The 22888-nt window shown below is 58.6% G+C and carries 19 protein-coding genes and 1 tRNA gene; 12 read left to right on the plus strand and 8 right to left on the minus strand.

The window, feature by feature from the left end:
• Positions 1-2: 2 nt before the first annotated feature.
• The 5 genes from KI787_00585 to KI787_00605 all read left to right on the plus strand — a co-directional run bounded on the left by KI787_00585 (position 3) and on the right by KI787_00605 (position 5520).
• Entirely contained in the window at positions 3-1238 is a 1236-nt protein-coding gene (locus KI787_00585) for an aspartate kinase (GenBank protein ID MBV6628427.1), read from the plus strand.
• A 63-nt stretch (positions 1239-1301) separates the two neighbouring features.
• Positions 1302-1505 carry a carbon storage regulator CsrA gene (gene csrA / locus KI787_00590; GenBank protein ID MBV6628428.1) on the plus strand — a complete coding sequence of 68 codons (204 nt, stop codon included), beginning with the start codon at positions 1302-1304 and terminating at the stop codon, positions 1503-1505.
• A gap of 136 nt (positions 1506-1641) precedes the next feature.
• Positions 1642-1734: transfer RNA gene (locus KI787_00595), tRNA-Ser, on the plus strand.
• 331 nt (positions 1735-2065) lie between these two features.
• Positions 2066-2809 (plus strand): hypothetical protein, encoded by a 744-nt coding sequence (locus KI787_00600; protein MBV6628429.1) that lies wholly within the window; start codon positions 2066-2068, stop codon positions 2807-2809.
• Between the two features lie 770 nt (positions 2810-3579).
• Positions 3580-5520, plus strand: coding sequence for a S8 family serine peptidase (locus tag KI787_00605; GenBank protein ID MBV6628430.1), 1941 nt, complete (start codon positions 3580-3582; stop codon positions 5518-5520).
• 94 nt (positions 5521-5614) lie between these two features.
• Here KI787_00605 and KI787_00610 read toward each other — a convergent pair whose 3' ends face one another.
• Complete coding sequence (locus KI787_00610; protein ID MBV6628431.1) at positions 5615-6289, minus strand: energy-coupling factor ABC transporter permease; 675 nt, start codon at positions 6287-6289, stop codon at positions 5615-5617.
• Positions 6290-6538: 249 nt separating this feature from the next.
• Between KI787_00610 and KI787_00615 the strand changes: the two genes are divergently transcribed.
• The 4 genes from KI787_00615 (at position 6539) to KI787_00630 (ending at position 11710) form a co-directional block, all read left to right on the plus strand.
• Positions 6539-7069 carry an NUDIX hydrolase gene (locus KI787_00615; protein MBV6628432.1) on the plus strand — a complete coding sequence of 177 codons (531 nt, stop codon included), beginning with the start codon at positions 6539-6541 and terminating at the stop codon, positions 7067-7069.
• Between the two features lie 156 nt (positions 7070-7225).
• Positions 7226-8854 carry a S8/S53 family peptidase gene (locus KI787_00620; GenBank protein ID MBV6628433.1) on the plus strand — a complete coding sequence of 543 codons (1629 nt, stop codon included), beginning with the start codon at positions 7226-7228 and terminating at the stop codon, positions 8852-8854.
• A 187-nt stretch (positions 8855-9041) separates the two neighbouring features.
• Complete coding sequence (locus KI787_00625) at positions 9042-9989, plus strand: NAD(P)H-binding protein (protein MBV6628434.1); 948 nt, start codon at positions 9042-9044, stop codon at positions 9987-9989.
• Between the two features lie 128 nt (positions 9990-10117).
• Complete coding sequence (locus KI787_00630) at positions 10118-11710, plus strand: serine hydrolase (protein ID MBV6628435.1); 1593 nt, start codon at positions 10118-10120, stop codon at positions 11708-11710.
• A 42-nt stretch (positions 11711-11752) separates the two neighbouring features.
• Here the strand turns inward: KI787_00630 and KI787_00635 are convergent, their stop codons facing one another.
• The 5 genes from KI787_00635 to KI787_00655 form a co-directional block, all read right to left on the minus strand.
• The gene (locus tag KI787_00635; protein MBV6628436.1) at positions 11753-13252 is read right to left on the minus strand and encodes a hypothetical protein; all 1500 of its coding nucleotides are present in this window, start codon (positions 13250-13252) and stop codon (positions 11753-11755) included.
• Complete coding sequence (locus KI787_00640) at positions 13252-15534, minus strand: DUF1929 domain-containing protein (protein ID MBV6628437.1); 2283 nt, start codon at positions 15532-15534, stop codon at positions 13252-13254. The genes KI787_00635 and KI787_00640 overlap by 1 nt, the downstream gene beginning before the upstream one ends.
• 138 nt (positions 15535-15672) lie before the next feature.
• Positions 15673-16905, minus strand: a complete 1233-nt coding sequence (locus tag KI787_00645; protein ID MBV6628438.1) for an NAD(P)/FAD-dependent oxidoreductase — start codon at positions 16903-16905, stop codon at positions 15673-15675.
• Positions 16886-17614 carry a class I SAM-dependent methyltransferase gene (locus KI787_00650; protein MBV6628439.1) on the minus strand — a complete coding sequence of 243 codons (729 nt, stop codon included), beginning with the start codon at positions 17612-17614 and terminating at the stop codon, positions 16886-16888. The genes KI787_00645 and KI787_00650 overlap by 20 nt, the downstream gene beginning before the upstream one ends.
• A 42-nt stretch (positions 17615-17656) precedes the next feature.
• Positions 17657-19126 (minus strand): DUF839 domain-containing protein, encoded by a 1470-nt coding sequence (locus tag KI787_00655; protein ID MBV6628440.1) that lies wholly within the window; start codon positions 19124-19126, stop codon positions 17657-17659.
• A 147-nt stretch (positions 19127-19273) separates the two neighbouring features.
• Here KI787_00655 and KI787_00660 point away from each other — a divergent pair, with 147 nt between their 5' ends.
• Complete coding sequence (locus KI787_00660; protein ID MBV6628441.1) at positions 19274-19492, plus strand: hypothetical protein; 219 nt, start codon at positions 19274-19276, stop codon at positions 19490-19492.
• 241 nt (positions 19493-19733) lie between these two features.
• The gene (locus KI787_00665; GenBank protein ID MBV6628442.1) at positions 19734-20402 is read left to right on the plus strand and encodes an LON peptidase substrate-binding domain-containing protein; all 669 of its coding nucleotides are present in this window, start codon (positions 19734-19736) and stop codon (positions 20400-20402) included.
• 65 nt (positions 20403-20467) lie between these two features.
• Here KI787_00665 and KI787_00670 read toward each other — a convergent pair whose 3' ends face one another.
• Positions 20468-20824: a DUF393 domain-containing protein gene (locus KI787_00670; GenBank protein MBV6628443.1), complete on the minus strand. Its 357-nt coding sequence runs from the start codon at positions 20822-20824 to the stop codon at positions 20468-20470.
• 15 nt (positions 20825-20839) lie between these two features.
• A complete protein-coding gene (locus KI787_00675) occupies positions 20840-21943 on the minus strand; it encodes an aminopeptidase (protein ID MBV6628444.1) in 1104 nt (367 codons plus the stop codon).
• Here KI787_00675 and KI787_00680 point away from each other — a divergent pair.
• Positions 21933-22742 carry a DNA/RNA non-specific endonuclease gene (locus tag KI787_00680; protein MBV6628445.1) on the plus strand — a complete coding sequence of 270 codons (810 nt, stop codon included), beginning with the start codon at positions 21933-21935 and terminating at the stop codon, positions 22740-22742. The two genes, KI787_00675 and KI787_00680, sit on opposite strands and share 11 nt — an antisense overlap.
• Positions 22743-22888 lie beyond the last annotated feature (146 nt).

Here is a 22888-nt window from a genome sequence, read left to right on the forward strand (position 1 = left end):
ACATGGCTTTGATTGTGCACAAATATGGCGGCACCTCTGTAGGCTCTGCCGAGCGCATTGCGCATGTGGCCGACAAGGTTTGCCAAGCCCGTGCCCAAGGGCATGATGTGGTGGTTGTGGTGTCGGCTATGAGTGGCGAAACCGACCGCCTTACGGCGCTGGCACGGGAACTGAATCCACAGATTCCAGCCCGTGAAATGGACGTGCTGTTGTCGACCGGCGAACAAGTCACCATTGCCCTATTGGCCATGGCATTGGAAGCTCGCGGGCAAGCTGCTCGAAGTTACACCGGGCCGCAGGTGCGTATTCATACCGACTCCGCGCATACCAAAGCGCGAATCACCCGTATTGACGACGAGAAAATTCGAGCCGACCTAGGCGCGGGGCGCGTGGTTGTTGTGGCTGGATTCCAGGGCATGGACGAGCACGGCAACATCACCACCTTAGGGCGTGGGGGTTCAGATACCACCGCAGTCGCACTGGCAGCGGCGCTCCAGGCTGATGAATGCCAAATCTATACCGACGTAGACGGGGTCTACACCACCGACCCGCGTGTAGAGCCTAAGGCTCGGCGTCTGAATCGGATCACCTTTGAAGAAATGTTGGAGATGGCCAGTTTAGGTTCCAAGGTGCTGCAAATTCGCGCCGTGGAGTTTGCTGGCAAATACAACGTCCCGCTGCGGGTGCTGTCGACTTTTGCAGATGGCCCCGGCACTTTGATTTCCCTTGAGGATAACCCTATGGAAGCCCCCGTTATCTCGGGCATTGCCTTTAACCGCGACGAAGCACAAATCACGGTCTCACAGGTTCCAGATCAGCCTGGAATTGCCTCCTTGATTCTGGGTCCGGTGGGCGCTGCCAACATCGAAGTGGACATGATTGTGCAGAACGTAGGGGACGATGAGCTCACCGACTTCACCTTTACCGTGCACCATCGCGATTACGAGCGAGCCATGGAAGTGGTGCGCAAGACCGCAGACGAGCTGGGCGCGGCCGATGTGCGCGGAGACGACAGCATTACCAAGGTCAGCGTGGTCGGAGTAGGTATGCGTAGCCATGCTGGGGTCGCCAGCAAAATGTTCTCGGTTTTGGCAGAGGAAGGCATCAACATCCGCATGATCTCTACCTCTGAGATCAAAATTTCGGTGGTGCTCGCGGACAAGTATTTGGAGCTGGCGGTGCGCGCTCTGCACAAGGCCTTTGCCTTAGAAGAAGACCCGGTTCAGGAAACCATGTAAATTAGCTGTCATAAAGAGGAGGCGCGGCATGCCGCGCTAGCGCATGCTGGAGGATCTACAAGGATGTTGATTTTGACCCGGAAGCGGGGCGAGACCGTTGTGATTGGCGACGATGTCGAGGTGACCGTGTTGGGCGTAAAAGGCCAGCAGGTGCGCATCGGTATTGCGGCGCCCGACGACGTCGCCATTCACCGCGAAGAAGTTCTTAAGCGCCAAGACCAGCCGGCGCCTGAACTGGCCCCAGGCGTCGAAGAGCAGCCCGATTAAACTGCGGTCAAACGCCCACAGGCCGCAAGAAATGGGTTAAACTTCGCGGCCTTGAATGAAGCGGGCCTACGGCCCGTCGGCGGTAACTATCGCCCGCCCGTGCTGGCCCTGCTAGCCGAGCACTTAAGAAGCAAACGGAGAAGTGGCCGAGTGGCTGAAGGCGCTCCCCTGCTAAGGGAGTATGGGGTTTATAGCCTCATCGAGGGTTCGAATCCCTCCTTCTCCGCCATTCTTGCAGCTGCTGCTTAACCCCTATCACCTGTACTGCGTTGAACTGGCTCTTGCTAGAGCTCGAGACTTCGAGTGCTGCCAGCTTCGCTGTTTATTGCGTAGCTCTGAAAGCCCTCCGGTCGTCGCCCGGCCGGTTTTTCGGCCCCTATCAGGTCTCTCAAGCTGCACGCTAGCTCAGTGACTTTGGGCGGCGGGCTGATTGGATTTTCTAGGGGTGCATCCGTTTGGCGGCAATATCCGCATCAATGAGCTAAGACGACGGCTTTCCTAGATCAGATGAAGGATCTTGGCGTCGCCACAACGCTCATAATTTTTGGAGATTGCACCAGATGCATTATCGATGGCTCATTGTCGGGCTCGCATTACTCAGCGGATGCGGCGGCTCCTCGGGGGGTAGTACTGATGCTGGGCCTACCGTGGGTGAGGCTATATCCACGCCGACGCCTGCTCCAACCATGGCACCCGCAGCCTTTAGATTGGACGCTGCTGCTGATGCCACGCTCTATGAATCTGTGAGCGGTGACTTGGCCAGCGGCCGTGGTGGTTCGCTCTTCGCGGGCGTGACCCGCTCAGGTGACTTGCGACGTTTTGTGCTTCGATTTGATCTGGCGTCCGTGCCTGTGGGCATGCCGTCCTTGGCTGAACTCGATATGCATGTCACCAAGCTGAGGTTTAGTGAGAATAAGCGCTTCACCATTCACCGCCTACTTGAGAGTTGGACCGAAGGTCCGGCAGATGCCGGAACCAGTCGGGCTGGGGGTGGCGCAGCCGCTGAAGACGGTGATGTCACTTGGATTCACCGTAGTTTTGATACTTCCACCTGGGGCGTCGCTGGAGGCGTTTTTGCTGCGGAGCCTAGTGCAGAGGCTTTTGTGAGCGAGGTGGGTCCAGTCGTTTTTAGCTCACTCAGTAATGGTCTTGAACAGGACATCCAGCTGTGGCGCTCCGATGCCAGTCGTAATTTTGGATGGATCATTCTTGGGCCCGAAGATGATGCTGCCAGCGCCGTGGAATGGGCGAGCCGCGAGAATAATGCTGTAGACCAGCAACCAAAGCTGCGTTTGGAGTACTAGAGCAGCACCGCCCGCTATGATGCAGGCCCTTTGCCGCCCCGAGCTCCGGCTCTCGCTCAAGACCTGGAATGCGGGCCGCAAAGCCCCGACCAAAGGGATTATGCGAGCTGGCGTGGTTGGGGTTGCGGCCACGCATTGTCTGGCATATATCCTGCTTGGTCTAACGAGCCTATTCAACTGTCGGCCCCGTGCTGGGTCACCGAAATTGGAGTCCCCCATCCATGCCAGTCACTTTCTGGAAAGCATTGGCGCGTCTGAGCGCCTGCGCACTTTGCTTCTTGCACATTCCTACGGCCTTTGCTCAGGAGATCGGTTGGAAGGCCGGCCCAGGCGTGGTCGCCTATGCTGACCGCGCGACTGGTGACACTTATATCGTGTTACATCAAGCCGCGCCCTTGGCCACCTACACTGGTGATCTTCCGGGCTTGTCGGCGACGGCTGCCACGGTGCTGGGTGAAGCCCGCCTGAATCCGGACTCGCCCGCAGCAACGGCCTATTTAGAGTTTTTGAAAACCCAGCTCGACGGTTTAGTCACGCAGGCCGAAGCGACTCTAGGGCGCAGCCTGAATGTGGAGCATCGGATGTTTCACGCACTCACGGGCTTCACCGCAAAGATGACGCCGGCAGAAGCCGAGCGGGTGGCGTCGCTACCGGGCGTGCGCCGCGTAGAGGCGCCAATCTTGTTTGAGCTGCAAAGCGATAACGGACCGGCCTGGATCCAAGCCGATGCCGTCTATGATGGTTCGGCCATGGGCGCCGATGTCGGCACTATGGGCGAAGGCGTCGTGGTGGGGGTCATCGACTCCGGTGTGAACTTCGACCATCCCTCATTTGCTGCCGTCGGCCCTGTCGACGGCTATGTGCATACCAATCCACGGACTTTGCTCGGCTTGCCGCGTTATTACGGCTTGTGTTTGCCGGTGACGGGCTTGCCTTTTTGTAACGACAAACTGATCGGGGTTTGGGATTTCACTGGCACTACGCCATTGGATGACGATGGCCATGGCAGCCACACAGCCTCCACAGCCGCCGGAAACTTCGTGGATGCAACGTTAAACGCGCCGACCACCACGCTGGAGCGGCGCATCGGCGGGGTTGCACCGCATGCCAACCTCATCACCTACAAAGGCTGCATTACCTCGCCGTTGTTATCCGGGTGTTTGTCGCCTTCGACGGCCCTTGCAATTAACCAAGCTGTGGCTGATCAGGTTGATGTGCTGAACTTCTCCATTGGCGGCCCCGCAGGGAACCCCTGGGCGGATGCCAATGCGCAGGCCTTTTTGTCGGCGCGCGCCGCCGGCGTGTTTGTAGCAACCTCCGCCGGTAATTCTGGCCCTGGTCCCGAAACCGTTGGTTCCCCCGCCGATGCTCCCTGGCTGCTGAGCGTGGCCGCGTCCACCCATGACCGCGCCTTAGAGAATGCGCTTATTGATATCAGTGGTGGCGATACTCCAGCTCCTGCAGACATTGCAGGACGCAGCTTGACCACGTCTCTTCCCAGCGCGCCCATCGTTTATGCCGGTGACTTCGGTGATGCTCTGTGTCTGGCGCCCTTTGCGGCCGGCACCTTCGATGGTGAAATCGTGGTCTGTGATCGCGGCGAAAACGCGCGCGTGGAGAAAGCCGATAACGTAGCGGCCGGTGGAGCAATTGGTTTTGTACTGGCCAATGACGAAGCCAACGGGGCTAGCTTGAACGGGGACGGCTATGCGGTTCCCGGCGTGCACATCACTTTTGAGGATGGCGTCGCGTTGAAGGAATGGTTGGCTAGTGGTGAGGGGCATGTGGCCGCCATCCAAGGCACTGTTCCCAGTGCGAATCGTGTCGATGGCGACGTGATGGCCGGCTTTAGCTCACGCGGGCCGAACATCGTTGCGCCTAGTGTGATCAAACCCGATATCACCGCGCCTGGTGTGGACATCATTGCGGCGGTGCGCACCGATCTGTTGGCGCCAAACGCTGGCCCGGAATTCGGTGTGCTCAGTGGTACTTCCATGTCGAGCCCGCATGCCGCGGGCGCCGCAGCGCTGCTTTTGGCCTTGCATCCAGACTGGACGCCGGATGAAGTGCAGTCCGCTCTAATGACAACCAGCTATGTTGTCCGTGGCAAGAATGGGACTGATGGCTTGGTGAAGGATGACCGTGTGACGCCGGCAGATGCCTTTGACGTCGGGGCAGGGCGCATCGATTTGTCGCAAGCGGTTCGTGCTGGATTGTTATTGGACGAAACCGAGGCCAACTACCTTGCAGCCGACCCCAGCGCGGGTGGTGACCCCACCAGCCTGAACCGGCCCAGCCTAGGAAACGGTAGCTGTATCGGTGCTTGCAGTTGGACGCGCACCCTCACTGCCACCGTCGATGCGAGCTGGAGTGCTGTGGTTGAGTCACCGGATGTCTTGAGCCTGAGTGTGAATCCCCGCTTTTTCTCTCTGGCAGCCGGTGAGTCTGTCACCTTAGAAGTGACGGCAGACACAGTAGGGCAGCCTGGGGGCCAATGGTTTTTTGCCGAGCTTTTCTTGGCGCCAGATTCGGCGAGTATTCCTGTGACTCATCTGCCAGTGGCCGTACGCGCCGGAGAGGGTCCGGGTCTGACCGAGGCCCCCGCGCGGGGATTACTCGGGACCCGTGGCGGCGCCTTAGGCTGGCTGATGCTCACATTGGCGCTCTTAGCGCTAGGCCATCGCCAACGCGGGATCGCGCGCAGCCGATAACGCGGGGTGGGCCGCAAGAGGCGCCCTACCCAAGATCGCTAATCAGCCGGAGTCCGTGTCCCGGTGCATCACAGCTGGTGCATCGGGACTATTTTTATTCTTGGTCGGAGGCCTGGTAGTAGCGTTCATCAAAGGTTTTCACCCATTCTGGGTTGACCACAGTGATTGCGGTCATGACCACTCCATTCAAAAAGCCCTCAGGAAAGGCGGCGAGGGCGAGCAAGGCCATGTCTCTTTGCAAGGTTTGCGGCCAGCCACCAAGGCCTAACAATGCGAAGAGGGCGCCACACGCCGAGGCCGCGAAGAGTGCGCTCAGAATCCCGCCGCCAAAGCCCGCCCCTAACAGGAAAAGGTAAGGATTGGGTTGTCCGCGGTTGCGAAGAACGACAACCAGTAGGCGAGTCGTTGTCGCGGGGATGGCCACCGTGAGCAGCCAGCTGAGCGGCAGCGCTAACAATGACAGCGGGCTCATCAGCAGCTGAATCAGTAGGACCAAGGTCCCGCCGATGATGGCAATAGGCCAGCCCATCAGAAGGGTCAGGGTTGTCATCCCCAAGAGGTGGATATGTACACCTGACACGGCCTCAATGCTCAAGGTCCACAGCAGCAATAAAGAAGCGAGGCTGCCAAAGAGTAGGTGCTGGCGCTGTGGGACGTCCTTCAATGCTCTCCATGGCACCATGTGGCCTGCCAGCCCCAAGCTGAGTAGGCAGCACAGACCTGCGACGATATGGAGGCTCAGGGGAATAAGGCTGGGGTCTATGGACATCAGCAGGGAACACAGGGACGGAGGGCGTGTAGCCTAGGTTATGCCGAAGGTCAGCGCCGAGCTATTCTTGTCCTCACTGTGTTGCTGGCTTCCGGAATTATGATGGCTGCTGACCCCTGGGTCTGAGTGGCGGCGTCCGCATAATTCAGGGCCTGTTCGCGCCGATCTGCTGACCTTGCCACGCGCGTGGCTGAGGTCAGTCTGAGGCTCGTACGGGCCGGTCAACCAGGGCTCAAGATAGGATGTGTGATGGCTATAGACGATGTGCAGATTCTGTACACGGGTGAGTTTCTTCAGACCTGTCGGCGTCGGCACTGGGAATTCGTGCGCCGGGTGAATTCTTCAGGATGCGCGGCTTTTGTGGTGGCAACGACTGAGGATGCATGCTTATTGCTGGTGCAGCAGTTTCGCCATCCCGTGCAAGCCTCGGTGATTGAGCTCCCGGCCGGCATCGTAGGTGACCAGGCTGAGGGTGAGAGCCCAGCTGTGGCTGCAGGGCGAGAGCTTGAAGAAGAAACCGGCTACAGAGCTGCCGAGCTCGAACTATTGCATTGCAGTCCGACGGCGCCTGGACTAAGCAGCGAATGGGCCTATCACTACCGAGCGCGTCAGGTGCAAAGGGTGCACTCTGGTGGTGGGGTCGAGGATGAGGAGATTCTTGTTCACCGGGTGCCCCTGGTTTCGGCCATGACTTGGCTTGCACAGCAACAACAAGCAGGGGTGATTATCGACGCGCGCGTATATGCGGCCTTGGCTTGGTTGTCGGCTGAGAACGCTTAGTAGGCGCCGTTTAGGCGCAGACAAGGATCAACTCTGGGTTCATTTGTTGGACAGCTACTGCATTCTTACGCTTGCGCATTGGCATGCAAATCGCTTGTAATCCGGGCGGAACCTTGTTGAATAACCGAATTTCGATTCTGGTTGGAGAACCCCCCTATGTCCTCGCACCAAATGTGGGCAGCCAGTGCACTGGCTGCAAGCACCGTATTGTTTGCCGCCTGTGATGGCGGCCAATCCTATGATGGCCCCATGGGCTCACGCAGCGCTGACGCCACCATGGCGCGGTCCGCGGCGGCTGACGATGTGGTTGTGATCGCTGTCATCGATTCCGGCGTCAACCCCTACCACCACGACTACCTCGCCAGCATGATGCCGCAGCATCAAGATGCTGACCCCAGCAACGATTTGCCCTTGGATCAAGACCCCGCCACCTGGTTACCAGGACACCCTGGCGCCGAGGCTTTTGCCAGCTATGACGCTCTTAATCTGAGCCTGAGTGAAGATCCCAACGCCTTCGCGGCAGACCTGCATGCGCTGGATCAGGCCGAATGGGGCAAAGTGCGCTACTCCGAGGGCACGGATAACGCGCAAGTACATATGGTGTGGATGCCCGGGACTAAGATCATTGGCCACGTAGCATTCGATCCGATGCTCATTGCGGATTACGCACTCAGTCCGGTCCTGGGCGAACAAACAGGGCCAGTGGACACATGGTCGGCAGATTCACACGGAACCGGCTCTGCTAGCGTGAGCAGCGGAAACATTTACGGCAGCTGCGCCAATTGCTTGCTGGTCTACGTGCATGGCACTTCCGAGGAGGCCAATGAATGGGTTGCCAAGCAAGACTGGATTGACGCCCAGACCAACTCTTGGGGGGCGGCAACAGTATTTCGTGAGCGGGCTTACGCAGGCACTGATGTGCAGTTGCAGCTCGAGGCGATCAACCGCGGGCAGCAAAACTTTTTCTCCGCTGGTAATGGTCAAGCCAATGCCTTTGTGGCTCCGAATACCACCTTGTTGAGCTCCCAAGAGGGGCCAGACTGGATCGTCACCGTAGGCGCGATTAGTCCTAATGATGGCAGTACCTTTTCTGGACATGGCAAGCCTGCGGACATCTCCAGCATCGGTACCGGATACCCCGCGGGCCGGGGTGCCAGTGTGACCGCCGAAGGCAGCTTCAGCGGTACCTCTAATGCGACTCCTGTGGTAGCTGGTATTTACGCCCAAGCCTTGTATCAACTGCGCCAAGAACTCGCAGGGCCCAGCCGTATTCAAACTGCAGGCGTGGTTGCGGTAGGTCCGGCGGGCTGCGGCGCGGCGAATGCCGATTGCGCCAATGCCGATGGCATGATCACGGTACATGAGCTGCGCGAGGCTTTGTTCCGTTCTGCGCGGTATACCGAGGAAGTGTGGAATGTTGGTGGCCAGGTCACACTGCCTGCCGGGACTCCCGCTGACGCCGAGTTGGAGTTTGTTGGCGAAGGTCACGGTAGCTACTGGGGCCGGGTGCGTTCGGACGAGGAACTCGCCGAAGACGTGCAACGTATTGTCGATTTCGTCATGGGCCGTTGGTTTGAGGAGCAAGACCTGGCGCAGGTGGAATGGTTTACCGCTGACTCCATTTGCCGCCAGGCTATTTGGGGCGAATGGGAGCATGGTTATGCGGCTCGCAATCCTGCGCCTGCGGCGGACCCCAGCCAACCCATGCGGACCTTCCTGACCGAGGTTTGTCCAACGGCATTGCCGCCCTTAGTAACGCCTTTGGAAATCATTCACGGCGGTTAGGCTGACAGTTTTCGCGGTGGCGGGTCGTTCCAATAAACGGCTCGCCGCCTTAGCTTTTTGGGGCGTGTCTGCCGGCGAGGCTGACTCGGAGCCTTGTTAGCAGCTTGTTGTCTGGCTGTAGAAGCTGCTATCACTAGCCCATGGGTAATCTTGCAAACGCAGACCGGTGACAGCTCATGTGCTGCTTTTGGGAGCGAGTGGCACCATTGGTCAGGCCACCGCGAGGGCGTTGCTGGAACAGGGCTTCGAGCTGAGCTGTGCGATGCGCGGGTCGGCGCAGGCATTACCTGCGGATATTCAGGCAGCTGCGCGGCGAATCACTTACGACTTTCACCAGTCAGAGTCTGAGCCTAGGACGCTGTTTGCGAACAACCCGGTTGATGTCGTGATGTCATGCATGGCGTCGCGTACCGGGGATCCTACCGATGCTTGGGCGGTCGATTATCGGGCGCATAGTCAACTCTTGAAGGCTGCGGCGAAGGCCGGGGTCAAACACTTTGTGTTGCTTTCGGCTATTTGTGTGCAAAAGCCTAAGCTGGCATTTCAGCACGCCAAACTCGCCTTTGAGCATGAGCTGCAAGGTAGCGGACTGCGCTACTCCATTGTGCGCCCCACGGCTTATTTCAAATCGCTTTCCGGGCAGGTGCAGCGGGTGATGCAGGGCAGGGCATATGTGCTGTTCGGCGACGGCCAAGCCACCGCTTGCAAGCCGATCAGTAATCGGGACCTTGCGAATTACCTGGTGGGTTGCATCGATGATGAGGCGCGCTGGAATACGGTGTTGCCGATTGGTGGTCCGGGGCCAGCCATGACGCCCAAGCAGCTGGGCGAGCAATTATTCGCACTGTGTGGTCAGCCGCCGCGTTTTCGATCGGTGTCTCCAGGTGTGCTGCTTGGCATAGCGCGATTATTGGCAATGCTCAGCAGACTCATTCCACGCTTAGGTGCCAAGGCTGAGTTGGCGCGCATTGGTCATTACTACGCCACCGAATCCATGCTGGTTTGGGACGAGCGTGTCCAGAGCTATGACGCTGCGGCTACCCCATCTACGGGTCAGGATCGCCTCATTGATTACTTCGCTGAATTGCTGGCAGCGGATGGTCATGTGGACCGGGGAGCCCATCGCGTTTTTTAGCGGCGAATGAGTGCCTGACCACGTTCGTCTTGGGGAGGCGTCATCGGGCGTGCTAAATATTTGCGATAGGCCCAGGTTGAGGCATCCACTAAGCTGAAGGGCAATTGAGGAGACAAAGAGGACACCCCATGGCGACTTTTGCCCGTGTTGCTGCGCTTGTAGCAGCGGCTGTCATGCCGATATTGGCCCAGGCCCACACGGACGCCAAATTTCTTGGCAGTTCCCAGGATCCGCTGAGCTATGAACTTCGGCAACAGATACTGGAATTGGCGCGGCAGGATCTGCGACTAGCGGCCTCCAGTGAAGAGCCGGCTCCTGACGTCGATGGGCCGATTACGGCTTTGCCGCCGCCACAAGATCTTGTGCTGGATCGGATGAATGTGTGGTTGAATCCCACCTATTGGAGCACCTGGGTTCGCGAAGCTCTGGTGAATGGCAATGTTCAGATTCCGGCACCTACCGATATTGTGCGTCCGGAGATTTGGACGCCTAATGTCACGGTGGAGCCCGGTTCATACATTTCCAGCCTGCCACTGGCCATCGAAGATCTGTCCGGCCTGACTTACACCTGGGATGGGGCGGAAAAGTCGCTATTGGACTTCATGCACACCACCGAAACCGACATGGTGCAATTCGCCGTGAATGGCGAGGTCATTGGCGCTCTGTATAACAATGGCTATCAAGAGCACACTCGCCATCAACCCTGGTCGGTGACTAAAACCTTTATCGCCGCCACTGTCGGTATTGCCTATGACCAAGGCCTAGTCCGCGATCTGCAGCAGCCCATCGAAGACTACATTCCTGAATTGGTGGGTACGGCCTGGGAAGGCGTCACCATTGAAAACATCCTGCAAATGGAATCGGGTGTGCACTGGGATGAAGATACGCCCGTACTGGCACAAAACACCCAGGTACAGCAATGGATTGATGTATTGCTGGATAACGCCACGAATGGTGCTTTGGGCCAAACCCGCAACGAATTTCTCATGAGTCTGCCCAAGGTGTACGAGCAGGGCACCGAGTTCCGCTACAACAGCGGGAACACGCAGGTCTTGGCCTGGATGTTGGAGAACATTTATGGGCGGCCTTACAACGAGGTGATTTCGGAGCTGCTTTGGAAGCCCATGGGGGCTTATGGCGATGCCCGCATGATTGCCGACCGTGAAGGCAGCGTCATTGCCTCCCAGGGTTTGTACGCGCGTGGCTACGACTTTGTGCGCTTTGGCGAGTTACTGCGGAATAAAGGAGTCAATACCGATGGGCGCCGAGTTATTTCGCAGGAGTGGATAGACAAGCTGACGCAAATGACCGAGGTCTCTGGTGGTGGTTATGCTTACCAAACCTGGGATTCCGATGTGAGTCCGGATGCATACAAGGCCAGTGGATTCCAGGGCCAGAAAATCACCGTGGTTCCTTCGGCCTGCACGACAGCCGTGCGCATGTCGCACTCTTTTGGCCTGGACTATCGCGAAGGGGACGATCCATTGGACCCCAACGCCTACGGCTTCAGCACCAACTTCAGCTCGGATGAATGGGTGGCTGTCGTTCAGGCGGTGGTGGCGCAGCGCGGGGGTTGCGATGGCGCGACGCGGTTGGCAGCAGCAGAAGCAGGCCAAGCCGACGGCAGCGGCGGCGCTGTGGGTTTGTGGGCGTTCATTCTGGTTCTAATCACAGGCATGGCAAGACGCCGGCCTGGGACACCCGCGATCCAGCGGTCATAGAGCGCCCGGCCTGAGGCCAAGCCGGGCGGCTCAGTCTGGTTATCAATGCGCCATGGCCGTGGCTTCCGAGCCCGCAACATGACCGGTCATGGTGTGGGTGCTTGGCTGTTTGGCGCCTGCGGCATGCGGCATCATTGTGGCGGGATTGCCTGATATGGCGCCCTCTGCCTGCGGCACCTCTACGCGTATTCGATGACCAATTAAGCGTCCATCAGCCATCCAGATGCTGTGATCGTCAGCATTGAGAGTGGCATGAATGTAGTGCGTGCCAGGACTGAGATAGGGCAGATGAAACCATGGTCCATAGAGTCGGGCCACCTTTTCGCCATCCACATAAAGGTGCGCATGGCCCTGGCCGGGCTGACTTTGTTTGCCGGAGGTCTCGGGGCTGAAGCGAAAATTATCCGTGCGTACATGCACATTCCAACCGCTCATGGAGTCCGGTTCCACCTTAAGCTGGACTCGTGGCCAGGGCTTGGGGGCGGCAATAGGCTGATGGGCATGGGCTTTGCCTTGGCTGCTACGCATGTCCATGCTGGGCATCGTCATTGTCACCGGCTGGGCTGATTGCCATTGGCTTTGGCCGGGCAGCTGGGTGAGCTCGCCGGCAACCCGCAAAGGGATAGACCAATGATGCAGGGTCTGCGCTGCCGAAGCGTCGCTTGGCTCGGTGGTCGTCGGGCGACTGCGTGGGTCCAGCCAGGTGTAGGTCTGGCTGTTGCTGATCTTGATCCATTGCGGCTGCGTGGCCTCAAGATCGGATTGTTTAAAGCGGCTGCGTCCCCATGCACGCCAAGTTTTACTGGTGGCATTGGCGAATATGCCTTCAGGGCCAACGCGCACAAAGGGCTCGGCATCGACTCCAATCACGGTCACGGGCTGTTGGCTTTGATTCCGCAACATAAACGCGTCTACCGGGCCGGGGATAAGGCCAATGCTGATTTGCGGGCTTAAGCGCCCACTACGGGTTAGCTGACTCTGCCATTGCCCCTGCGCCTGCGTCTGCTGGAAATGCCCGCTGAGTCTGAACGGGCTGCCATCTGCACGACGGGTAGGGATTTCCCAGGGCGGGGGAGTGTAGTCGGCTCCACTATCGTTGCCGGCAGCGGGGTCAGGACTGAGCCGGGGGTCAAACCAGCCCCAGGCCGTCTCTGTACTCACTTGTCTCCAACGCGGAGGCGCCTGTGGGTCTTGGGCTGCCTGCGGGGTAGCTAAGCCTGCGACCGAGTAGGTGTTGTACCAGGCAGCGGCGTTCATGTCGGCGTGCACACCCGCAGGTCCAATTCGCAGAAAAGCCCGTCCTCGAGGATCCAACACTTCTAAGGCCTGCTCAGAATTGTTACTGAGCAGCACCTGTGGAGCCAAGGAATGCCGAATTTGCACCTCCACATCTGCGGGTAGTTCCAGCGATGCGTCTAATAGCGCTTGCCAGCGTGGGCCAGCGCCATGGGCCATCAGCGCCGCCGGCCATAAGCCCAGAACAAGCCAAACAAGTAGGGCCAGCCGTTGTGGCTGGCCCTGTAGGTCGTCACGCCTAGACATTAGCTAGCGCAGTTGAAGCTACCGCCATTGACCTGCACTGGGAGTGAGGTGGACGGTACACGACCATCATCGTTTTCGGTAACGATGAAGAGCATGTATTGGCCTGGCGGAGTGACCGCCGCTTGCGTCGGCATTTGCACTTCTAGGCCATTTGCGGAGCGCGACACGATGGGTAGCACCACGCTGCGTTGGTCACCATCAATCAGGTGAGTGAGGGTGGGCCGGCGGATCAGAACCACTTCCTCAACCTGCGCGGCATCCGGTGTGTTCAGACTAAAGCGTTGCCCTACATCGACACGGCTGGGTGCAGACTGGAGCTGCGGGCGATCGCCGAACACATAGGGCGGGTGGTAAATCTCAAAGGAAGGATCCCGGCCGAAGTTGGGCGATATACCTAGTCCAGTGAGGTTCAGACTGTAGGCATAGGCCGTGTTGATGGGGGCGTGGCCACCGACCAGCACACGACCGTCGGGGAGCAAAACGGCGGTGTTGTGATAGGTGCGTGGCTTATTCGCATCGGCCATCAAGCGCCAGGTCTCAGTGTCTGGGTCGTAAAGCTCGGTCTGGGTGATGGGGAAGGCTGTGCCGGGTAGAACCACCTCATCATGCGTCGCACCCGAGAACATCATGACCTCTCCGGTCGGCAGGAGCACGGCTTGGCCGTACCAGCGACCTTGGTTCAGGGCGCCCGTCAACCGCGAGCGATACTCCATTTGGTCACCATCCATGCGCACCGTGTCGATGCGTGACTGAGCTACGCCCACAAAGGCCCCAGGACTATTCACGGTGACGGCACCCAAGACCCCACCAGCAGTGAGGAACTCTGCTTGGTCATATTCGCCAGTATCTGGGTTGGGCTTCAGGGGCATCATTAAGCTGGTAGCACTGCCGCGGAAACCGCCGGCAATGGCGTTGATCACTGTGCCTACGGCGTCCGAGCTAAGCCCCTCCACCAAAGGATCAAACAAGGCGCCTGGCTCCGAAGATAGCGCGTCTAGAACGCCGGTGACGGTGTTGCTCAGCGCGTCGGCAATGTTTGTGTTGGTGGGGTTCAGAGCTTGGGTTAACTGGCCAAGTCCCAATTCGTTCAGCTCTAATGGCAGCCCGGCATATCCCAGGTCGGTCCAGCTCTGGGTGTCCGGGTTGTAGGCTCCAACGATATTCCACAGGGCTTGGTCATAGGCTTGCCCGAAGGGATTGAAGGCCTGACCGCCACCGTTGTAGTAGACCTGCCCATTGGGCAGCAAGTGCAGCCTTGGATATAGGGGTAATGAGCGTTGTGCGGCAGGGCCATTATCCGACCACACACCACAACCCAGATCGAAGGTTTCGGTTTGCACCACATTGCGACCCGACTGCAAGGGTTCATTGGGATACACAGGCTTAAGCAATTTGCTCACGCCACTGGCAACAAACTGGTCGCCGTTCGCCAAAGACACCAGGGTGGGGTACCAGCGACCAAAATTCATGTCGCCGGTTTGGAACCAGTTGTTGCTGGCTGGATCAAAAACGCGCGAGGCGTTCAGACCCTCTAGCTCGACCACACCAATGTTGAAAGGCGTATCAATGCCTGGCTCTGTGTAGTAATTGGTACCACCAACGGCCAACACGGCGCCGTTAGGCAGGGCGTTGATATCAGCGCAGAATAAAGAACCACTATTGCGACGCGGGTCATTCGCGTCTGTATTCAGCAAACAACCGGGTAACAAGCAGTTAGCTTCGCCGTCTTCGGCGCCGCCATCAATGGGAGCCGGCAAGGTCCAGCTGGCCTCACTCTCGCCCAGCCCCAGAACGCGGGTTTGGTCGTTGACCAAGACCTGGCCACCTTCAGCCACGATGCTAAATTCCGCGCTTTCGGTACCTTCTAAGGCGCTGAAAAACAGCAGGTCATCACTGCCCAGCAGGGCGATGGTGCCAGCACCGGGCTTGCAGTTGATGGGGCGGTCGGCGTCGTCAAACTCGCAGTTTTCGCTGCGCACCGATTGCCGCAGCGGATTGTCAAAGGGAATGTCGTTGCCGAGTTGCGCACCGTCCTCGCTGCGGTCGTAGATGACCGGCTCTTCGAAAGGTGGGGTGAAGCCCCCTACCTCTAAACACTCATTGGCGCTGCATTGAACACCTTGAATGGGCGCTTTGGATTGCAATCCTGCGCGCGCGGCCGGAAGGCCGTTGGGGCCAAGCTCGGCGTCGCGGTTGGTTGCTCCGACATCGTCTTGACGCCCGCCACCACAGGCAGATAAGACGAGCGCGCTGGCCAGTATGGCTGCATGCTTCCGTGTCATTGAATTGTCTCCTCGATCGTGTCCATGTCTCGTACGTCCTGCACGAGCCCTAGTCACCTTACGAGGTCATCAACAATTCTGGATGCATTGCCGTGTAAAAAAATTGTGAATGCGTGCGCAGTCACCCTGTTCCGCTGACTACAAGGCCAGTGCGCAAGCCTGTGCACTGGCCCAGGCCCATTGGAAGTTGTAGCCCCCGAGGTGCCCGGTCACATCCAATACCTCACCGATGAAATGCAGTCCTGGAACTTTGCGCGATACGAAGGTCTTGGAACAGACCTCACGCGTATCAACCCCGCCCAAGGTGACTTCGGCGGTGCGATAACCTTCGGTGCCGCTGGGGCGAATGGGCCAGTTGGATAGGGTGTCCACTGTTTGCCGAAGCCACTTTCCCTGGACTTGCTGCAATGGTCTGTCAGCGAGCATGGTGTGGCACAGAGTATGCGCAAAACGTTTGGGGAAAAGCTGGCTGAGGCTGGTGCTCAGCTGCTGTTTAGGCTGTTTGTGGCTTTGCTCGGAGAGCCATTGTTCGATGTCGACCTCCGGTAGCAGCTCGATCCTTAAATCTTGACCGGGCTGCCAGTATGAAGAGATTTGCAAAATCGCCGGGCCACTCAGGCCGCGGTGGGTAAGCAGCATGTTGCCCTGGAACTGCTGCTTGGCCGTACTGGCGCGGATGGGCAAAGACAGGCCGCTCAGCGCTGCCCAGGGCGAGGCCTGATCTCCAGACAGTGTGAGTGGCACCAACCCAGCTCGGGTGGGTTGCACGCGATGACCGAATTGGCTTGCGACTTTATAGCCCCAGCCAGTCGCACCCATTTTAGGAATGGATAAGCCCCCTGTGGCGATGACAATTTTGGCGCACTGCAGCGGCCCCAAGCTCGTCTGCACAGCGAAGCCTTCGCTGCTGAGCGGCTGCAAGTCAGACACACTGCAGTGGGTGCGAATCTCGACATGACCAGCTTGGCATTCCTCAAGGAGGAGCCTCACGATGTCTTTGGAGCTGTTATCGCAGAACAGTTGGCCGGCCTCTTTTTCATGGAAGGCAATGTGATGCGCCTGGACCAATGCGATGAAGTCGGCCGGTGTATACCGCGCCAGGGCCGATTTGCAAAAATGTGGGTTGGCAGAGAGGAAGTGGTGCGCTTGCACATCCAGGTTTGTGAAGTTGCAGCGGCCACCGCCGGACATCAGGATTTTTTTGCCCACGCGGTTAGCATGGTCCACCACCAGTACCTGCAGTCCGCGTTGGGCTGCGACCGCGGCGCACATCAGCCCTGCAGCGCCGGCTCCGATCACCAATACGTCTGGACGACTGTGTTTGGGACCCAATGGTTGACCGGGATGGGAATTATTCTTGAGCAGGCTCATGCGGGGTTTTGCGCAATAGGGCAATGGCTGGGGTGGGGAAGTGTAGAGCGGCGTGATGCTGCTGTGCCCACACGGCAAAGCTGCGGTGAGCGTAGAAATGGACGTGTGTGGGGTCGTTGCGATACTGCCACTGCGCGAACCTAGCCCGGCTGAGTAAGGGCTGGGTTTGGATCAGTAGTACGCCGCCTGCTCGCAGCATGGACCAGAGTCTGCGTAGCTCTGCAGCTGGTTTATGCCAGTGTTCTGCAACCTCGGTACAGGTGATTCCCGCATAGCTCTGGCGAAGAACCCCCGCTTCTGGGGCGAACATCGGATCGTAGATGGCGACCTCGTAAGCGGCCCGGCTTAGCATCTGCGCAAGCGCCGGGCCCGGCCCACAGCCGTAGTCGAGCACCTGAGCCGGCCTCGGACAGGCCTGTGTGAAGGCATTAAACGCGGGCTCTAGAAAGCGGCGGTAGCCAGGGTCTTGAGGGTCGTTGTGATGTTTGCAGTATTCGGCGTACTCAGCCTCTGCGCTTAGATAAAAGGCCGGATCCAAGGCTATCAATTCACAATGCGTGCACTGCCAGTAGCGCCGCACGCCCACACGGAAAGCGTCCCCGCGGCTCGCGCCGCATAGGCCGCAGGATTGGGTTTGCCTTGGAGTCGGAGTACTGACGAGAAATACGCCTGCGGTGAGGTGATGGCCGCCTGGATGTTGCTGTGCCAATGCGCCTCAGGCTGCTACGGCAGCAGCCTGAGGCTGGTCACGCTATAGCGGCTGGGCCATGGGGTAATCCACGCGCACGGCGAAGGGCATGGTGATTTCGTAGGTCACGCCGCCGAGGCCGAAAGCGCTAGGCGATCCATTCAAGCCAGCTCGTTGGCTGGACACATAGAGGCGTGTTCCATCTGGAGAAAAGGTAGGGCCGGTAACCTCAGTTACGCTGGGGTCTCCGGGTAGGCGCAGCAGCGGGATCGTGGTGCGGTCAGGAAGCAAGACCATGGCCCGCATATCACCGCCGTCTTCCACCACAATCATTTCCCCATCCAAGGTGAGGGCAATGTTATCGACTCCGGCCAGCGGCGGCTCGTTGGGGTCTACGGGTGATCCAATGGGGCCGTCAGCGGGGTTGTAAATCGACTCGATGGTGTCGCTGAAGGTGTCGATCACCCAAATATTGTCATCGCCTTTGGTACTGAAATACACAAAACCATTCATATACCAGCAGCCTTCGTTGCCGGCGAAGATGGTTGAGTCCTCCAAGTACACCTGATTCTGCGGCCGCCCATCGTCAATGGCGTCGAGCCATACGATAGGGGTCGGGCCTTGGCGCGCGGCGTCAATGCCGGCTGGCACTGACAACACTTGGAGCGTGCCGGCGTCATAGTTGGGTTTGCTGCCTGCAGGCCAGTCGGCTGCCGCCCAAATGGTGCGATAGAAGCGATCTTCGCCGGTGACATCTTCGGTGTGATAAATCGCCCGGCCGCCCATATCAATCGCTGCCATCTCATGCGCTTTGCGGCCGAAGCGGTCCAAGCGCAAGGGCGTGCCGCCATCGCGCAGCGGGCTGCATTCAAACATGTAGCCGTCGGCGATCTCTTCACCATTAATCCAGGTACCCCAGGGGGTAATGCCACCGGAGCAATTGGTGGTGGTGTTGCGCTGGATGGGGTAGGCGTCGATTAAGTTGCCGTCTTTGTCAAAACGCAGTGCACTGACCCCTCCGCGAAAGGGCAGCAAGAATGGAGGCGACACCGGCAATAATCCCGTTACCGGCCCAATAACCGCGTTCAAGACCTCTAAAGACTCGCGGGTCGCTAGATCAGAGATGACAGGAATCTGCGGCAGAGCTCCAAAGCCTGTTGTTGCGTCGCGCACCTCTGCGTTGGAGACCACAATCCAGCCTCCATCTTCCGTACGGAAGGTGCCGGCGCCGTCGGGGTCGGTGTGCCACAAAAACCCAGGGTTGGAGGCAATTGGCGGCTGGTTGGCCACAGCAACCACTCTGGAGGAAAAGCCTTCCGGCAACTGAATTCCGTCGCTGTTCGGAGCTTGCAGTGGACCCATGTCGGCGAACTTCGAGCGAGAGCCACCTTCGGGCGAAGTTGCCGGTGAATTGCTATTGCAGGCAGTCAAGCTGCGCGCAGTGGCAACGCTGCCGCCGGCTAACAACAGGTTGCGCAGAAAGCTGCGCCGCGAGAGACCAGCTGCTTCAATGTCTTTGAGTAGGGGATTCATGGGCGATTCTTTGTACCGGTTTAGCTGCAATTTTAGCGTCGATGCAATGACACTTTGAATAAGGCGTGCACAAAACGTGCTTTGCGATTGACGCAGTTTGTTGTTGAACACTTGCATCTGTGCACAAAAGCTATACGTTATTCAGGTATGAGTACAAGCAAACAGCGTAAGGCACCGGTGTGTTGTGATGAAGTGAAGTTACGGCATACCACCCATTGGGATTGGGAAATGGCGAGCCACGCCGAACTCGCCGCGGCTTATGGGCAGGGAGCGCAAAAGCTGCGCCGCGCCCGCTGGCGGCGGGCATCGTTGCTAGTAAGCGGTGTTGCAACGGCCTGCGGGCTTGGCTGGTTGCTGCTCTCCTGAACGCACTGGCAGGCGGCGCGCCGTCTCGCTACGCCGGAGAGTGAGGCCAGCCGCGCGTAGGTTTCCCTCAAAGGTATAGGTGCGGGGCGAGTGCCCTCCACGCTGTACAAAGAACGACCAACTACGGGGTGTACATAGCTTGATGGTCTGGCTGTGTCTCAGGCATATTCAAAAAGGTTTCTCAAGTTTAAGTGCTAGCCGCCGATACCCTTTTTAGCGAAAAAGACTACGGGTGTAACACATGTCGCAAGGTGCACAGTCACTCATTACCGATCTTCCACACTGCCTGCCGGTATTCCCGCTGGGCAGTGTTTTGCTGCTTCCCGAGGGGCAGTTGCCCTTGAATATTTTCGAGCCGCGTTATTTGGCGATGGTCAAGGCCGTGTTGGGGAGTCATCGCATGATTGGCATGGTGCACCCGCAGACCGATGAAGGGCATCCGGACAATCTCTACCCCCTGGGCTGCGCTGGGAAGATTGTCCACTTCGAAGAGTCTCAAGATGGTCGCTTCGAAATTATGCTGGCCGGGGTATGCCGCTTTGCGATTGCCCGTGAAATGCCGTTAGCGCCCGGAGGCTACCGCGAGGTCGAGCCGGATTGGAGCGATTATTTGGATGACCTGCGTCAGCAAAGCACGGACGATTGCGACATCGACCGCAAGGCCTTGTTAGAAGCCTTTGCGGCCGTTTTGGAACACCGAGCCCAGCAACTGAATATGCGCGCCGTGGCGAGATTAAATAACGCAGAGTTGGTGCGAGTGATAGCCCAGCACAGCCCATTGGCTGCCATAGAGCGGCAGAGTCTTTTGGAGACCAATGGTGTGCAAGAGCTTGCTGAACAGCTCACCGCACTCTTGGAATGTGCTCGGGCCATCATGGCCATTCCTGCAGCGCCGCAAAGCCGACATTAGGCGGTGGCGCATGGGCGCGGTCGACGCGCGCTCAGCCTCACACGAACTTGGCCTTTGGCATTTACTTAGCCATACAACTTGGCGTAACGACGCCTAGCCCAAACGGCATAAATGCGGTCCGCGATGCTTGCAATTAGCGGCCAGCGTAGCCAGGCGAAGAGCCAACCCCAGCGTGTGTGCCGCCAGGCACGCACATTGGCGTCTAGACCCGATATCCACTGCCCGTCCGCATCGCGTAGGTGCAAAACCTCCAGCAGTTCGGCGCGGCTCTTGCCAGCGGGTAGCTCAGAGCTATGCACATCGATCAATCGCAGCTTGCCATCGTGCAATCCCTCCAGGCGTTTCATTTCCTTACTGCACAGAGGGCATTGGCCGTCGAAGTACAGGGTGTCGCATGCCGTAGAGTCTTGTTTTTGAGTCATCTGCACTGGTTGCTGCTACTCGTGCTGGTTTCTACTCAGCAAGCGTTGCGCTGGATGCAAATAACTCATCACAATTGGCGCGGCTAGGGCTGGACGATGCTGCGCAAGAAACTGCTGGCGCCGGGCAGGGTCCTCACCTATGGCTCGACTCCGGCGGTGGAAACAGTCCCAGTCCTGCTGACACTCCGCGAAGATTTGCTCGAAGCTTGGAACTCGCGACTGGTAATCACTCAGGCCGGCGAGTCTTGCGTTATTGAGTTCGCTAAACCACGCATCCCAATAGCGGCCTAGGCTGGCGCCTTGGCTGTAGCGGGCCTGTGCGCTGCGCAGCAGCGCATATTTTTCCTCACGCATTCGCTCCGGGCTATAACTGCGAGCGTACAACTCACGCAGTGCATCCAGCGTGGGCTGGAGTAGGGCATAAACCTGTGCACTGCGGTTAACCGCCGGCGCGCTGGCTGGGCTGCCAAGGTGATGTCGCCATTGCGCCAGGCCTAGCTCAGCGACGGCGCTGGCATAACTTTCATTGAACCGGGTGGCATCAGCGACGTAGAGCTTTTGATGAGCCAGTTCATGGAAGATCAGCCGCACGATGTCGTCGATAGGCCAGTCCATAACCGGGCTGGGTATGGGGTCATTGAACCAGCCCAGGGTGGAATAAGCAGCAACGGGCTGCACCACCACGTCATACCCGTCGCCAACCAGCTCTAAGGCCTTTTTCTCGGCTTGTTCTTGGTGAAAGTACCCGCGGTAGTTAATGCAGCCGGCGACAGGGAAGCACCAGCTCAACGGGCTTAAGGAAAATTCGGGTGCGGCCACGACGTTGTAAACCGTGGCCTCGCGGTCGAGTACCGCCACCTGGGTGTAGCTGCGGTTGTCCGGCAAGGCCAGCTCGGTGCTGGCATAGCGTCGAGCTTGGAGCAACGTCTCCACTTTGCTGGTCTCGTCTACTGCTCGCTCTGGGGCGGCAGCCCACTCCTGGAGTGGCACGCGCGCGCGCATGATCTGCCAATGGCCCTGAACGGCCTGGGCGTGATAGGCCAGCGTTTCACAGCCGCTCAGGAGTAGCAGCAATGCAAGCAGCGAAAAATTACGCAAAATAGGGGATATGCGGCTCATCGTTGTAATTATTACAGTTTTATTAAGCTCCACGGGTTTTTTGCTCTGGGGCGCATCGCAGCCCCGCGACGCCTTGCCATTGAGGGCGCCGCAGGAGCAAAAACTGCTGTGGTGGAGTTGGGTAGAGCAGGTTCCAGGGCATGTGCGGGCCTACAGTGAGTGGCTACGAAACCCACGTTGGGTCGCGTGGGTTGTTGATAGGCAGGCCTTGCAGACTCTAGGCCCCCGACCAGAGGGCTTTGCCTGTAGCCGAGCGTGGTTATGGCCGGTATGCGACAAGGCCTATAGAAATAGCGGCTACACCCGAGGCCACCTTGCCCCCAATTACGCCATGGGGACCTTGTTCGGACGCTCCGCGCAACTGGCTAGTTTTTCCATGCGCAATATCAGCCCGCAGTCTCGTGCACTGAACACCCGTGTCTGGCAACGTTTAGAAGAGCTGGAAATGGATGAGATCCGCCGGCATTCCCAAAGCCCTCTGTACGTTCTCACCGGGCCGCTTTTTCGCCGCGGCCCCATACGGCTCAAGCAGGGCGTGGCCGTCCCGGATGCATTTTGGCGGGTGTGGTTGCGGCATGACGACCAGGGTTGGCGTAGCTTGGCCTTTATCGTGCCGCAGGCGGTGCAAGGTCCTGAGGATCTGCGGTTGTTTATGGTCAGTGTGGATGAGGTGGAGCGGCAAGCGCAGCTGGAGCTGTTCGCGCGGTTGTCGGCGGAAGAGCAACACATCCTCGAGTCCGCGGTCGATTGGCAGGCATGGGGGGAGGCCTCCTGGTGGACGCAGCCACCACGTTACTAAGCCCAGGCCCGTAGCGCTGATCACTCTTCCTGTCACTCGGCATAGGCTGTGCTCAGCTAGGCGTGCTTCCAAACATCGGCGTCTCAATGTCGGAAAGGGTCCAATGCTTTTGCTCTAGCGCAGCAGTTGGTTTGGCCCTAGCATGC

Source organism: Oceanococcus sp. HetDA_MAG_MS8 (assembly GCA_019192445.1).
GTDB lineage: Bacteria > Pseudomonadota > Gammaproteobacteria > Nevskiales > Oceanococcaceae > MS8.